The sequence below is a fragment of the Crocinitomix algicola genome (assembly GCF_001661595.2).
Taxonomy (GTDB): Bacteria; Bacteroidota; Bacteroidia; order Flavobacteriales_D; family Crocinitomicaceae; genus Crocinitomix; species Crocinitomix algicola.
Genome location: NZ_LYPF02000004.1, coordinates 55,264 through 69,943, shown reverse-complemented (window position 1 = coordinate 69,943; position 14,680 = coordinate 55,264). Strand labels below are relative to the sequence as shown.

The window sequence follows — 14,680 nt, the reverse complement described above, 5'->3', positions numbered from 1 at the left end:
TCTAAATGATAATTTTCGATGCAACTTAAGTTAATCAGTACTTTATTAATTTCCCATTAAATGGTACACCATTAATCCTAATAGAATAAAAATAAATTCCCGACATCACCTCCAAGCCGTCGTCAGCTACCCCATTCCATTCAACCTCTTTAATCCCTGCGCTTTGCTCTCCGAAGAAAAGCTGACGAACGAGTTTGCCGTTCAAATCATACACAAAGATACTTACGTTACTCAATTCTTTTAAGTTATATTTTAAGGTAAGATTTTTATTAAACGGGTTAGGGTAAACAGATATTCCTGCTTTGTTTGGACCTGTCTCAAATTGAGTGGATAAATAACGTGTATTCAAACTATCAATATTAATGAGCTCATCCCCTTCCCAATATTCCATGATGTGGAAATAAACCAAAAACATCTCGTCTGTTGTATTAAATCCCGGGTAGACATCTACAGGGGGATCAGAAGGATTATGAGGGTTAGCCAACGTATTATCATAAACGCCATTAGCATAGATATTTGAACCTATTGGAACGTGTTGCATATACTTGAACCAATAAAAATCTTGCCAGTCAAAATCCCATTCTGGTATGCGAATAAAAGGCAAGGTATCTCCATCCGGATTTATTCCATAAGACTCAATTGATTTTCCCAGTAAATGCATGTGCGGGAAAACACTCATCGCTGTGACATCAAAGGGAATGTCAAGCACTTCTGCTTCAACAGGGGTTTCTTCGTTTGCAGGCAAATTAAAATCCCAATTCATTAACAATGGACCGGCAAATATTTCGCGAAAATTATCCACGGGTTCTGGATAGAAGTAAAGGTTTATTTTTGTTTGATCATACTCACCATAAGATCCGTGAGGATAATGCATGGCAAAAACGATTTCCGAACCAGCTGGAACTAAAATTCCTGCCGAAAAATCATCGGTTGAAGGAAAAATAGTTGGTCTTGCTCCGGGCGTATAGCCAGCCATTAAAGGCTCTTCTGAAGGTCCACCACAATCACCACCAACCGTATCCGTTCCATATGAGCCATCATAATCCACATAAACTAAACAATGATGAACAATAGCGCGATTGCCTGGAATTATCTCGACCGCTTTTACCCTTCGATCTTCTGTTAAACCAGTAGGTAAAGAAATACAGACATAATCATCGGCGATATCAGTTGCCTTACTCATATAAAGCGGCATTTCTAAAGTTAAATCGGGAACACCGGGTAGTATTTGCTCTCCTGAATAGACTGGAGGTGGCGGAGCCAATTCTGAATCACCTTCAGGTGCTCCAGAGCTTGCCCATTCTAAAATTGTTTCACGTTCATACGTTGTTAATAATCGCTCGTCAAAATAATGTTGAAATGAGGAATCAGCTGACCAAGGCGGCATTAAATTATATTCAACATAAGTGTGAATTAACCCTCTATAATCGTAAGCAGTTGGATAATCCAACAACGAAAAAGGAGCTACTCCTTCGGGGTTATGACACTCGGTACAATTTTTATAGAAAATTTCTGCTACATCTTCACTCCAATTCACCTGAGCAAAGCCTTTAAAAATAGTTCCTATTACAAGAAGACAAAGTATGTGTTTTTTCATTTGGTAGTGTTGCTAACCACCAAATATAAAAGAAAAACCAAAAACACCCAAACCTTTATGCTTGACGCACAATTTCTTGCGCAATTTTTCGCGCTTCTTTATCTGTAGCAAATAAATCTTCCAAATTAGGGTTAGTAATAAACTCAGCCCTATTCATCACGGCCTCATTTAATTCAGCAATTCCTAAAAAATCAATATCATCTGCTAAAAATGCGGCTACTGCCACTTCATTCGCTGCATTTAATATACATGGCATATTCCCACCTTTTGCCATGGCTTGATAAGCTAAATCTAAATTTTTAAACGTTTCACGATCCGGTTTCTCAAAAGTAAGGTTCGAATAATTCATAAAATCAAACCGTTCAAAATCCGTTTTTAAACGTTTAGGATACGTGAGCGCGTATTGTATGGGCAACTTCATATCGGGTAATCCCATTTGCGCCTTCATTGACCCATCTTGGAACTGTGCGATTGAGTGTATAATGGATTGAGGATGTACAATTACATCAATTTGATGATCTTTCAATCCAAACAACCACTTTGCCTCTATTACTTCCAACCCTTTGTTCATTAGTGTAGCAGAATCGATTGTAATTTTAGCACCCATTTCCCAATTTGGATGCTTCAACGCTTGCTCTTTTTTAATTCCAACCAGCTCATTTTTCTTTTTACCCCTAAAAGGTCCTCCAGAAGCCGTTAGATAAATTTTTTCAATTGGATTCTGGAACTCTCCAACTAAACACTGAAAAATTGCGGAATGCTCTGAATCAACAGGATAAATATTCACTCCTTTTTCTTTCGCTAACTTTGTGATGATTTCACCAGCTACAACCAACGTTTCTTTATTTGCTAAAGCAATATTTTTTTTTGCTTCGATAGCAGCAATTGTAGGCTTTAACCCTGAAAATCCTACTAAAGCAGTTAAAACCACATCCACTTCATTCATTTGAGCGACTTGAGCGAGCGCATCTTCACCTGTATACACCTTCACATCCTCGTTCATCAAAGCCTGATTAGTAGTTTCATACTTTGATTCATCTACTATAACCACTGTGTTGGGTTTGAATTGTTTTGCCTGCTCAATGAGTAATTCCGAATTTCTATTTGCGGTTAAAACTGAAACTTCAAATAAATCGGGATAGGCCGAAACCACTTCCAAGGTTTGGGTTCCAATTGAGCCGGTAGAACCGAGCACTGCTATTTTTCGCTTTTCTGACATGCCACAAAAATAGTGAAACGTGTTTGATAAACCAATCGCGGTTTGCCCTTTCACCAAGAATAAATATTTTTCATCATTTCAAGATAAAATTTTGGTGGAATAAAAAATCTATTTATCTTTGCACTCCCTTCTCCAAAAGTGGTGAAGTTAAAGGTATTGCAATCGTACTGTAAAAACAGTATGCATCACCAAAAATTGCGGGTGTGGTGAAATTGGTAGACATGCTAGACTTAGGATCTAGTGCTTCACGGCGTGTGGGTTCGAGTCCCTCCACCCGCACTAACAATGGTCTAGGCAAAAGCCTAGGCCATTTTTATTTTAATCAAAATTGACAAAATAATGAATGTTGTTGAGGAAAAAATTGACGATTTAAATGCTATTTTAAGGGTGCAAATTACACCAGATGACTATGCTGAAAGTGTAAATAAAGCCATGAACACTTATCGTAAGCAAGCGAATATCCCTGGTTTTAGACCTGGTAAAATTCCTTTGTCGTTGATCAAGAAAAAATTTGGTAAATCCATTTTAGCAGAAGAGTTAAATTCAGTTGTGAATAAATCACTTAACGATTTTATTCAGTCTAACAATTTGAACATCCTCGGTAATCCACTTCCTAAATACGATGAAGAAGTAAAAGGAGATTTCAATAATCCTGAAAATTTTGAATTTGTATATGAAATAGGAATGGCTCCAGAATTTGAAATTTCATTGTCTAAAAAGAACAAATTTGACTATTTAAAGGTTGAAATCTCAGATGAGATGTTAGACAAAGAAGTAGAAAACTTGGCGCGTCGATATGGATCCTTAGTGGCGGGAGAAGAAGTTGGAGAAAAGGACATGATATTAGGAGAGTTTTCTCAAGTAGATGGAGACATTAAAAATACTTCAACAATATCAGTAGAGTTTATTTCTGACGATAAAATTAAAGCTGACTTTATTGGTAAAAAAGTAGGTGCTGAATTCACGTTAGACCCTCGTAAAGTTTCTAAAGGTGATGACGATTTAGCTTCAATGTTGGCCATTTCAAAAGAAGAAGCTGCTGCGCTTGAAGGTGATTTTAACTTTACCATTACAGAAATCAAAACAATGGTTCCTGCAGCGGTTGACCAAGCTTTGTTTGATAAAATATTTGGTGAAGGAAATGTGAAGTCTGAAGAAGAGTTAAGAACAAAAATTTCTACCGATTTAGAACGTATGTTCGGTAATGATTCTGATCGATTATTCAGTCAAAAAATATCAGATGCTTTAATCGAGAAAACTTCATTTGAATTGCCAGATGAGTTTTTAAAACGTTGGATTATGGCTTCTAACGAAAAAGAAATCACACAAGAAGAGCTGGATAAAGATTACGATAACTATAAGAAAAGTTTAAAATGGCAGCTCATTCAGAACAAACTCATCAAAGACAACGATATTAAAGTTGAGCACAATGAGGTAATGGAGTACACAAAAGGACTTTTAGCGAATCAATTTGCGCAATATGGAATGCCTGCTCCTGAGGACAAAGAATTAGAAGATCAAGCAAAATCAGTTCTCCAAAATAAAGATGAAGCAAACAAGATTTATGACAACCTTTACGGGACAAAAATGTTGAATTTCTTTAAAGAAACTGTAAAACTCAATGAGAAATCGATGCAGTATGACGACTTTATCAAAGAAGCGTACGCACAGAACTAATTCTTATTAAATAAAATTGAAAAAAAATAATACCTATATTTATGGGTATTATTTTTTTGCATTAAACTTTGGGTCGACTTAATTGTTTTAATCAAGGGAGAATACGGTAAAAGATGTAATATTTAAAGGTCTTGTCCGTCTATACTCAAAGGCATTTTGCTTTAATTATATTTAAAACGAAGAAAATTATTAAACATGTTTGATAAAGACGAATTTAGAAAATACGCGACTAAACATCGCAATATCAGCAGCACGGTTGTTGATAGTTATATTAGTTCATCATTAACTCCTTATATCATAGAAGAGCGCCAATTAAACGTGGCTCAAATGGATGTGTTTTCAAGACTCATGATGGATAGAATTATATTTTTAGGAACTGGTATTGATGATCAAATTGCCAATATCATTACAGCTCAGTTATTATTCTTGGAGTCTGTTGATCCTAAAAAAGACATCCAAATCTATTTAAACTCTCCTGGAGGAGGAGTTTATGCAGGACTAGGGATTTATGATACGATGCAGTATATATCACCTGATGTTGCTACAATTTGTACAGGTATGGCGGCATCAATGGGCGCTGTTTTATTATGTGCAGGTGCGGAAGGAAAAAGATCCGCATTACCTCATTCAAGAGTGATGATTCATCAACCCTTAGGTGGAGCGCAAGGGCAAGCTTCTGACATCGAAATTACAGCGAGAGAAATTCAAAAACTAAAGAAAGAACTTTACGATATTATTGCGAAGCACTCTGGTAAGAGTTATGAAGAAGTGTGGAAAGATTCAGATCGTGATTATTGGATGATTGCACAAGAAGCAAAAGACTATGGAATGGTTGATGAAGTGTTAGGAAATCCAATCAAAGCTGAAGTATACAAAGGAGAATAAATAAATTAAGACGAAATGGCGAAAAAAGAGGGGATAAATTGTTCTTTTTGTGGAAGACCAAAAAACGAAGTTGGAATTCTAATTGCAGGAGTTACAGGACATATTTGTGAAAACTGTATTGAACAAGCGCACCAGATTGTGGATGAGCAATTTAAATTTGATGAAAAAAAGGAGGTCGATGCAGATTTTAATTTGCTAAAACCCGTTCAAATTAAAGAACAACTCGATGAGTATATCATTGGACAAGAAGAAGCTAAGAGAGTACTTTCTGTTGCAGTTTACAACCATTACAAACGATTATCACAAAGTGGTAAAAACGATGAAATGGAGATTGATAAATCCAACGTAATTCTTGTTGGTCGAACAGGAACAGGTAAAACCTTACTTGCCAAAACAATAGCCAAATCGTTGAACGTTCCCTTTTGTATTGCTGACGCTACTGTTTTAACTGAAGCTGGTTATGTAGGAGAAGACGTGGAAAGTATCCTTTCTCGGTTATTACAAGCTGCGGATTTTAATGTAGAAGCGGCAGAAAAAGGCATTGTATTTATTGATGAAATTGATAAAATCGCGCGTAAATCAGACAATCCGTCCATTACGCGCGATGTTTCCGGTGAAGGGGTTCAACAAGCCATGCTAAAACTTTTGGAGGGTACTGAAGTAAATGTGCCACCTCAAGGCGGTAGAAAGCATCCTGAACAAAAAATGATTAAAGTGAATACAAAAAATATTCTCTTTATCGCAGGAGGTGCATTTGATGGTATAGAGAAAATTATAGGCCGTCGTGTCAACACCAATATGATTGGTTTTGCATCAAAAGATTTGGTTAAGCCTGATAGTGAAAGCCTATTGCAATACATCATACCATCGGACATTAAAGAGTTTGGATTAATTCCAGAACTGATTGGTCGAATGCCTGTTTTATCTTACCTAAATCCGTTGGATGAAAAAGCATTGCGCAGAATCTTAACGGAGCCGAAAAATGCTTTGGTAAAACAATACATTCACTTGTTTGATTTAGATGGCGTTGAATTGAAATTTGATGCTGAAGTTTTGGACTTTATCGTTCAAAAAGCCTTAGAATATAAACTTGGAGCAAGAGGTTTAAGATCAATCTGCGAGGCCATTCTTAATGATGCCATGTTCGATATTCCATCGCAAGCGAATCAAAAAGAATTTAGAGTTGACTTAGCCTATGCCGAATCAAAATTCGCAGGGTCTAAGATGGCCAAATTAAAAATTGCATAATCATGGATCAAAACAATATAGCACACGTCGATTATCTTGACTTTAGTGAAGGTGATGACGCTACTAGAGCAAAGTTCATTAAAGATTTTGGGGATTCTTTTTCTAATATGGGATTTGCCATTGTTAAAAACCATGGAGTTACCGTAGAACTTAGAAATAAATTATTTGATGTTTCTAAGCGTTTTTTTGATTTATCGGATGACGTTAAAAAACGGTATGAAAACGAAGCTTTACACGGACAACGTGGCTATATTTCCAAGAACAAAGAAAGTGCAAAAGGAAAATCTGTGCCGGACCTAAAAGAGTTTTACCATATCGGTCAAACAGTTAAAGATAACGATCCCATTAAGGAAGAGTATCCAGATAATATTTGGCCCGAAGAAATTGTCGAATTCGAGGCTGTTGGAAAAGAAGTATACGCCACATTCGAAAATACCGGTCGAAACTTGTTAAAAGCAATCGCGTTATATTTGAATTTAGAGGAGAATTATTTCGATGATAAAATTCATAATGGAAATAGTATATTAAGGTTATTACATTATTATCCTGTAGAAGATAAGACGCAAATTCCAGAAGGAGCGGTTAGAGCTGCTGCGCATGGTGACATTAATTTAATTACTCTTTTAATGGGAGGAAGCGCTAAAGGCTTACAAGCTCAATCTTTGGACGGAAAATGGATTTCTGTTGATCCAGAGCCCGATGAAATTGTAATTAACATTGGAGACATGTTAGCGCGATTAACGAATAATCGTCTTCGCTCAACACAACATCAAGTTATAACTCCTGATGAAGCGTCTTGGACGAAACCCCGATTTTCAACGCCATTCTTTTTGCATCCCCGGTCTGATATGGATTTAACGTGTCTAGAAAGTTGCGTTTCTGATTCTCAGCCAAAGGCTTATGACGACATGACAGCAGGCGAGTTTTTGACTGAAAGATTAATCGAATTAGGATTAAGAAAAAAATAAAAAAAGGCGCCTCCGAGCGCCTTTTTTAATGTCTAAACACTGTTTATTCTACTACAGTTACAACAGCATTTTCACAACGATAGCGGTATCGAATCCTTCCGCCTTCAGACGTTCCTTCTGCTATGTCCAAAGCTGTTGAACGGTCCATATAAACTGTAGAAGTGCCTAATTCTAAATCGTCCTTTTGTGAAACACCCATAACAATATCCGATGCACCATCTGTCGTTTGTACGAATAAAGCATCATCCCCCCACGACCAAGAACCAACAAATAATCCCACATGCTGATTTTCATTTAATACAGATCCTTCCCAAACTAGTGTTTCCGCAATTGATTTCTGTATCGTATCAAAATCATCAGGAAATGCAATAACCTCACCTAATGGAACCTCGTTAATAAAAACTGTACCTTCGGTGTTTGTGTAGGTAAAAGTTCCTCCCTCAACACGTCCTGCAAATTCTTTATGGTGTCCTCGATACCACGAATTATAAGTCAACAAATCCTCATTATAACGCACATTCGCGCCTGTTGAATCAGTTAATTCTAGTATTGTTCCTGTTGGCCCTCCAAAACGAAAACGTGCCACTGCATGTGTCTTATCTTCATTCTCATTATAAAACAATTCATAATCACAGTAAATTTTGTCTTGATTGACATCTACAGAATCCTCTTTATTACACGCGCTCAACAATGTTACTAAACATCCACTTAAAAAAAGTAATTTTTTCATATTTAAATTTAATGGTTCACGTGAAATAAACAAAAATGATTCCAATTGATGCAAAGCATCGTATAATTTTTTTGAATGGTAAGGAATAACTATATTTGCAGGCGCATTAAGAATAATGCGAAACTGGAAAGCGTGTAAACTTTATAAAACGCGCGCTATAAGATAACTGGAGAGGTGGCAGAGTGGTCGAATGCGCACGCCTGGAACGCGTGTATACTCGAAAGGGTATCGGGAGTTCGAATCTCCCTCTCTCCGCAGAAGGGGATAACTGGAAAATTTCATTCAGTTGTCCCCTTTTTACTTTTCCCAATCCCTTGTCTATGTTGGGAAAGAGATCAAATATCTTATTGAGTTTTGGGGTTCGACATTTTTTTCCGTCAAAACTGAGCTGTTCCATAAATATCGAACCCACAATCTTATGTTTGAGATGAATGCTGCCTGTAACGTAGGTTTCCCGTATGTTCTCAAGTAAATGCAACCCGTTTTGTATTAGTTCCGTTAATTCGCGCTTAGAAGCCTTGAAATTGGCTATTTTATCTTTGATGTCCTTTTTTTGCTTCTTATATCGTGCTTTTATGCTCACGTATTCGTCAGGATCAAGTTTTCCGTCTAACATTAAGTCTTGCGATTTAATCAGTCGATTTTCGATTTGATCCAATTGAATTTTAAGTTTATTCAGTTCAGCTTTGTTATCCACTTCTGAAGTTTTCATTTCATCTTCTAAAAAAGCATTGTAGAGTGTCATGATTTCAGGTTCGATTTGAATGGACTTTAATAGTTCATCAAAAGCTGCGTGTACTTTGATTGCTGATACCCTTTGTTTTTTACAATGATTGCAATGATAATACCCATATCGTTTGCCCAGTTTTCCTTTTGAAAAACTTGCTGTCATTGTGTTTCCGCACTCATTGCAATTGAGTACACCGCGTAAATGAAAGTCGTCACGAAGTTTGGCATACTTGGGGATGGCTTTTCCTCTCGCTTTTCTGTTTCCTTGTAATGTTTGCTGTACTTCATAAAACAACGTTTCACTGATTATGGGTTCGTGCCGTCCTTCTACAATTTGCATGGGTTCTTTTTCTAAGGCAGGAACAACAATTTTTCCCATGTAAATTAATCGCTTTAACATTTTGCTCATGTTATTACGTGACACCTTAATACCTCTTTCTGCTAAATCTGCTCTAATTTCGTTTTGTGGTGTTCCTTTGGCTACTTCCTCAAATATCTCTCTAACAATGGGGGCTTTAACAAGATCAGGAATAATGATGTGTTTCCCTTCTTCATTGCGTGCGGAGATATACCCGAAGAAGGGCTTTCTTGGCCAATAGCCGTTTTTTAATCCTTGTCTCACTCCCCTTCTAATTTTAATGGAACGTTTTTGATTGTCCACATCAGGTGCAGCCATATAAACAGCAAGCATGAGCCACTGATCGGGAATATTTAAATCAACAGGTTGTTCAATGGCTTGTGGCGTGATTCCTCTTTTCATCAGATCACGCACCACATTTAATCCGTCGGTTAAATCACGTGAAAACCTGTCCCATGAAGTGACCAGTAATTCGTCGGTGTCTAGTTCTTTGCTTTTGACTTTTTTCATCCACGCTTTCCACTCTGGACGATCAAACGACTTAGCGGAATGATCTTCACGAATCACATGAACGACTTCATAGCCCCAACGTTTACAATAATCTGAAAGGCGGTCAAATTGATCGTCCAAACTATACCCCTTGGCTTGTTCGTCTGAACTTACTCTGCACATAATGGTCACTTTCTTCATTTCTTCTTGTTTTTTTGTTCCTGAATGATCTTGATATTGATCCGAGCCAGTCGTTGTAATTCTTTTGCAATTTGCATCACTTGCTGATCGGTCAAGTGTTCGCCTTTCTTGCCCAACAAATCCCTGCACTTCTTCAAACTTATCATTCGGTTTACTTAATCTTATCTTGTAATTTTTACTGTCGTTCTAATTGAAATTATGCTTCTTCCGAATCATAGCCAATATTGATTTTCTTACCATCTCTTGAAGTGTATTGAATGTGATTGGCTTCAAGTTCTTTTAATAACTGATCAATCTCTTTTTGTAACTGTGCGGATGGTTTTCTATTCAGTATATCATCCAATTCAAATTCTTGGGTGATTTTATCTTCCTCCTCCTCTTCTTCTAAATTGTAAGCATCTATTTGTTCCTTCTCTAAAAAGTCTTTAACTAAGTTGGCTAACGGAATGGTTAAATATGATTCGTTAATAACAGGAAGTAATAAATCATCATCCGATTCAAAGGTGCAGTTTCCTTCTTTTGTTATTCTCAGATAATATGTGTTTTCTTTTAGTAGAGTAGAGACAAGCATAGAGGTGAAAATGGAATCTACAATGTGCTCTCCTAGTTTCTCAACTGTTCTTTCAATCTCTTCCTTTGAACCTTTCATTATGCCAAGGTCTTCTGGTTTGGCATCTATTATTTCTGGATGCGAATCTTTCTCTTTCATAGTTAACAATAATGCACTCACATCTACTGGCATCATTAGGAATGATTTGACATTTTTAATCGCATCAAATGATAATCCAAACTCTCGTATTTCTTTAACTAGCAATAACCAGATATATTCTATTGGACTGTACTTCATGCGATATTTTCGCTGCTTATCCTGTAAGTACAAACCTGACGTTCTCCAATCATAGGCATTTTTGTAACTCACTCCCATATTCGCCAGTTCAAACTGCTTATTTTTTAAGAAGGTCACTACATCAGTATAAGGTGTTTCAGGTGCTTTTATTTCCTCTTTGTTCATGATTCACTTATTTTACTATACCCTAAAGTAAATAAAATAACGAGACGAGTCAAGTTAAATTGTGTTCTCGATCAACTAAACCATTTTTAAACGCGACTTTGCAAATGACGCTTGATTTGTTTTATAGCATTCAATGTCTTATCCGAAGTAAGCTGATCAAAACAAACATAACCGTATTCACATTGGTTGTTTTTTGAATATTTATAGAGCGTTGTCATTATTCCCTTCATTCGCTCCAATTGTTTTTTCAATTTCGAATCAACAGGAGCGTTTAACTTTAACGACTGAATCATTTCCTTCATAAAAATGATGATGGAGTAATGAATAGATATTCCTTTGCACATGGCTTCGGTTTGTTTAATGCAAGTATTGAACATACGGTTAATGAGTTCAACGTTATACTTTCCATTTAACTCTTCCGTAGAGTGAGCCGACTGCTTTAATTTTACTTTTTGCCGATTCCGCAGGGCTTGTTGCTTGCAGGCATTGGAACAATATTGCTTTGATTTGTTCTTATAAGTAAAGGGCTCCTTACAAATGGTACACATTTTCTCTCTCATCATATCCTTTATTAATTCAACGTGATTTATAACTCAATTATTGTTTTTTGGTAACGTTACTCAAATTCAGGTTGTTGTTACTGTTTGTTACTGAAAAATTAATCTAACTGTGTTTTATTCGGTTCAAAGCATAATTTTCGTTACGCTATGTTACCAAACGTTATGTTTTGTTACGGAAAATTACGATTCGTTACTGAAAATCAAATTTTAAAATACTGAAACCCCAGTAAAATCAATATGCTCCCACATGTTTTACATATATTCCCGAATACTTTTGTATGACTATTTTTTTACTTGAAAAAGGCTTATTAAGCTTTTTTAGATAAAATTTCCTTTTCCAAATCAATCAACTTTGCCTTATTGGTTCGTAATGATCGGTACTTAACCGTTCTTAACTGGGACGGTTTTTCAAAATTTCTGTTAATCCGTCCAATTCTTCTTCTAATTCAAAACTGCGCGACAATTGAACCAGTGTATTTATCGTATGGGTTATCTCGCTTCTTTGGGAACAGTTGCACGTTTCAATATAACGTGCAATTAAATCAATAGCTGAAAGAAGGTTTGTTCTGATTATGCCTACCTCATTGTAAGAAGTCACAGGAACTTTAATAAAAAATAAATCGGAATTAGGTTCAGGAATGAGTGTGGTACAATGATTTACCATAAAACCATTGAGGCTTTTCGAATTCAACATAATACTTGTTTTTTAGGAAGCGGATAATCCGCAGTTATTACAAAAATCTCGGTAGGCACAGGTGTCCTAACATACAAGTATGTCCGCGCCGTTTCCAGTTATGCGCACCAACCCACCGAGAAGTTTCTTTGTAATTGCATTTTTTGATACTTGTATTTAGGAGGTACTAAAGTAAGAAATTAATATTTATCAAATACCTAACTTATGAAAGAGGATTTTATTTCTCTTTCTTGCATTTGAGAGGACTTGTGAAAAAGGAATTATGTCAATTATACAATTTATGGATTTGTTATATCCATAATAACCAAGCCCATCATAAGTTTTTTCCAAAGCTGCATCATCTGCATATTGTTTTATTTTATCATTGATATCACAAATAAGATAGCAGTAGAATCTGGTACTATCATTGATATCATAAGGTCTTCCGTCAGCCTTTAACTTTTTACCTTTTTTGATTTCTCTAACATAATTGTAAAGTTGGGTTATGGGATTATCATCATCTTGATTATAACCTTTTCTCATTGGACGTTTGAATTCAACCAAAACTACTGAATTAAAAGGTGCTTCATCTCCCTCGATATAAGAAACAGGATTGTTAAATATCATCAGGTCTGGGCGGTCTAGGCTATCATTTTCAAATTCGTCAATAGCGTTCAGAGGTTTATCAGAAGATAGAAAAGTATGAAAACTTAAACGTTCGTCAATTATCCACAAATTTTGATTATCGTAATCAATTTGATTAGAGTCTTTCTTGGTTGGATAAATTATACTGTGAACAGTATCTTCAAGTTCATATTTATCGTTGTCATTTAGTGACAGTGATTTTTGAAATAAATCTAAAATATACTTTCTATGAACTACATATTGTGCCAACTTTGATTTGCTAAGATCAGAGAGTTCTTCTAGCACTTTGCTATACTTGGACTTTAACTCATCTGAATCTTCCGAATCGGTATTAAGAATATCGACAGCTTCTTTTCTAAAACTATACTCAACATCCTGATATTTCTTGTATAATTTAAGGTCTAAATCCTGCTCTGATGTGTTTTCGGTAACGACGACATCATCAAAGGAGTTGTTATATTTGTTCAGTATTCGATATTGAGGTGCAACTTCATTGATAAAATTTGATATTCTTGTATTCTTTTGCTCTTTAAATTTTTTGACTTCCTCTGAAAAATGCTTCCTTATTGAAGGGGCAATGGCTTGATATAGATCGTTTAATTTAATCAAGCCTTCATCAGTTAGTCTATCATTACCAAATTCAATAGCAGTCCTTTCATCATTAATGTTTTCATCAAAATATTTTCCTTCGGCATAGCAAACAATAAGATAATCTTTTCCCGTTTTTTCATCATTTATCTTTCCACTTACATCGGGAAATACTTTATTTACATTAAAACTTTCCACCTCCCTGTGGTTGGCGCACAAAGAAACCTTGTGATGTGTAAATTCTTCATGCTCGAACCATTTTAATAAAGTGATTTTGAATTGATTTTTATGCAACTGAAACTTTTCTGTGTATTTGTTGCCAGCTGTTAGTTTGCTAAAATGATTGTTCAAATTTAATTCTGTTATACCATCACTTAAAACTATTTGGGGGCAATCTCCATGCAGAAAATAAATTAGGCAATGCTCGACTATCCTATCCCCAATTGTCACAACTTTTTTAGGACATTTACTTTTGTATGGCTCTTTATAGCCTATAAGTTTTACAATTGTTCTATGCTTTGAATCAAACTCTAAAGCTTTAAGAGAATGATTTTCAATCCCATCTTCAGAACGGACATTGAAATTAAAATGCCTTTCATAGGTTACTTTATCATCACAAAAAACACTATTTACTTTCACATTGGTAAAAGTTTTCAGCCACATAAAACGTCCAATTCCTAATCCCCCACGATTAGCTTTGTGGGTGGAATATTCTCTCTTAAATGATTCGTAATTGTCATAATTAAATCCTATTCCATTGTCCTCAATTGTAAATCCTATAATATCAGGAAGAGTTGAAGTACTTTCCAACTCTAGTGAAGTTTGTGGACTTCGTTCTATATGAATTTTAATCTCTCCATCATTAATTTTTGCATCCTCAATTGCATGAATTGAATTTACAATAGCTTCAAAAACAGGAAGCAACATGTTCCGCTCGGCTAGTTTTAAACGTTTTACTCTACCCTTCAGGTCTATACCAATCTTATCTGTATTCTTTTTCGACATTTACTTTTATTTTTAATGTGCTGGGTTGAATAACCTTAAATTTAATCATAAGAATTGAAGAAAATTATTCTTTCATTCATAATTAATCTTGTCGCA

General features: G+C 35.7%; 11 protein-coding genes, 2 tRNA genes and 1 pseudogene. 6 read left to right on the top strand and 8 right to left on the bottom strand.

What is annotated here, in order from left to right; translation table 11 throughout:
• Positions 1-34: 34 nt before the first annotated feature.
• Both A8143_RS03435 and A8143_RS03430 read right to left on the bottom strand, forming a co-directional pair.
• Positions 35-1,597, bottom strand: coding sequence for a T9SS type A sorting domain-containing protein (locus A8143_RS03435; protein WP_066756315.1), 1,563 nt, complete (start codon positions 1,595-1,597; stop codon positions 35-37).
• Between the two features lie 55 nt (positions 1,598-1,652).
• Positions 1,653-2,816, bottom strand: a complete 1,164-nt coding sequence (locus A8143_RS03430) for a 1-deoxy-D-xylulose-5-phosphate reductoisomerase (RefSeq protein ID WP_066756313.1) — start codon at positions 2,814-2,816, stop codon at positions 1,653-1,655.
• 197 nt (positions 2,817-3,013) lie between these two features.
• Between A8143_RS03430 and A8143_RS03425 the strand changes: the two genes are divergently transcribed.
• The 5 genes from A8143_RS03425 (at position 3,014) to A8143_RS03405 (ending at position 7,594) form a co-directional block, all read left to right on the top strand.
• Positions 3,014-3,095, top strand: a tRNA-Leu gene (locus tag A8143_RS03425).
• A 60-nt stretch (positions 3,096-3,155) separates the two neighbouring features.
• Positions 3,156-4,493 (top strand): trigger factor, encoded by a 1,338-nt coding sequence (gene tig / locus A8143_RS03420; RefSeq protein ID WP_066756310.1) that lies wholly within the window; start codon positions 3,156-3,158, stop codon positions 4,491-4,493.
• Positions 4,494-4,688: 195 nt separating this feature from the next.
• A complete protein-coding gene (gene clpP / locus A8143_RS03415; RefSeq protein ID WP_066756307.1) occupies positions 4,689-5,378 on the top strand; it encodes an ATP-dependent Clp endopeptidase proteolytic subunit ClpP in 690 nt (229 codons plus the stop codon).
• 15 nt (positions 5,379-5,393) lie between these two features.
• Positions 5,394-6,626, top strand: a complete 1,233-nt coding sequence (gene clpX / locus A8143_RS03410; RefSeq protein ID WP_066756305.1) for an ATP-dependent Clp protease ATP-binding subunit ClpX — start codon at positions 5,394-5,396, stop codon at positions 6,624-6,626.
• 2 nt (positions 6,627-6,628) lie between these two features.
• Positions 6,629-7,594 (top strand): isopenicillin N synthase family dioxygenase, encoded by a 966-nt coding sequence (locus A8143_RS03405; RefSeq protein WP_066756303.1) that lies wholly within the window; start codon positions 6,629-6,631, stop codon positions 7,592-7,594.
• 43 nt (positions 7,595-7,637) lie between these two features.
• On the opposite strand, the gene A8143_RS03400 is transcribed toward A8143_RS03405, so the two are convergent.
• A complete protein-coding gene (locus tag A8143_RS03400) occupies positions 7,638-8,324 on the bottom strand; it encodes a hypothetical protein (RefSeq protein ID WP_139134256.1) in 687 nt (228 codons plus the stop codon).
• A gap of 168 nt (positions 8,325-8,492) precedes the next feature.
• Between A8143_RS03400 and A8143_RS03395 the strand changes: the two genes are divergently transcribed.
• Positions 8,493-8,579, top strand: a tRNA-Ser gene (locus A8143_RS03395).
• A 571-nt stretch (positions 8,580-9,150) separates the two neighbouring features.
• Here the strand turns inward: A8143_RS03395 and A8143_RS17360 are convergent.
• The 5 genes and pseudogenes from A8143_RS17360 to A8143_RS03375 all read right to left on the bottom strand — a co-directional run.
• Positions 9,151-10,083: pseudogene (locus A8143_RS17360) on the bottom strand (recombinase family protein); the annotation flags it as partial.
• 214 nt (positions 10,084-10,297) lie between these two features.
• Positions 10,298-11,113, bottom strand: a complete 816-nt coding sequence (locus A8143_RS03390) for a hypothetical protein (RefSeq protein ID WP_066756298.1) — start codon at positions 11,111-11,113, stop codon at positions 10,298-10,300.
• Between the two features lie 86 nt (positions 11,114-11,199).
• Positions 11,200-11,676 (bottom strand): hypothetical protein, encoded by a 477-nt coding sequence (locus A8143_RS16990; RefSeq protein ID WP_175437473.1) that lies wholly within the window; start codon positions 11,674-11,676, stop codon positions 11,200-11,202.
• Positions 11,677-12,064: 388 nt separating this feature from the next.
• On the bottom strand, positions 12,065-12,367 hold the full coding sequence (locus A8143_RS03380) for a hypothetical protein (RefSeq protein WP_066756294.1): 303 nt from the start codon (positions 12,365-12,367) through the stop codon (positions 12,065-12,067).
• Between the two features lie 189 nt (positions 12,368-12,556).
• Positions 12,557-14,584: an ATP-binding protein gene (locus tag A8143_RS03375; protein ID WP_066756291.1), complete on the bottom strand. Its 2,028-nt coding sequence runs from the start codon at positions 14,582-14,584 to the stop codon at positions 12,557-12,559.
• Between the last annotated feature and the right edge of the window lie 96 nt (positions 14,585-14,680).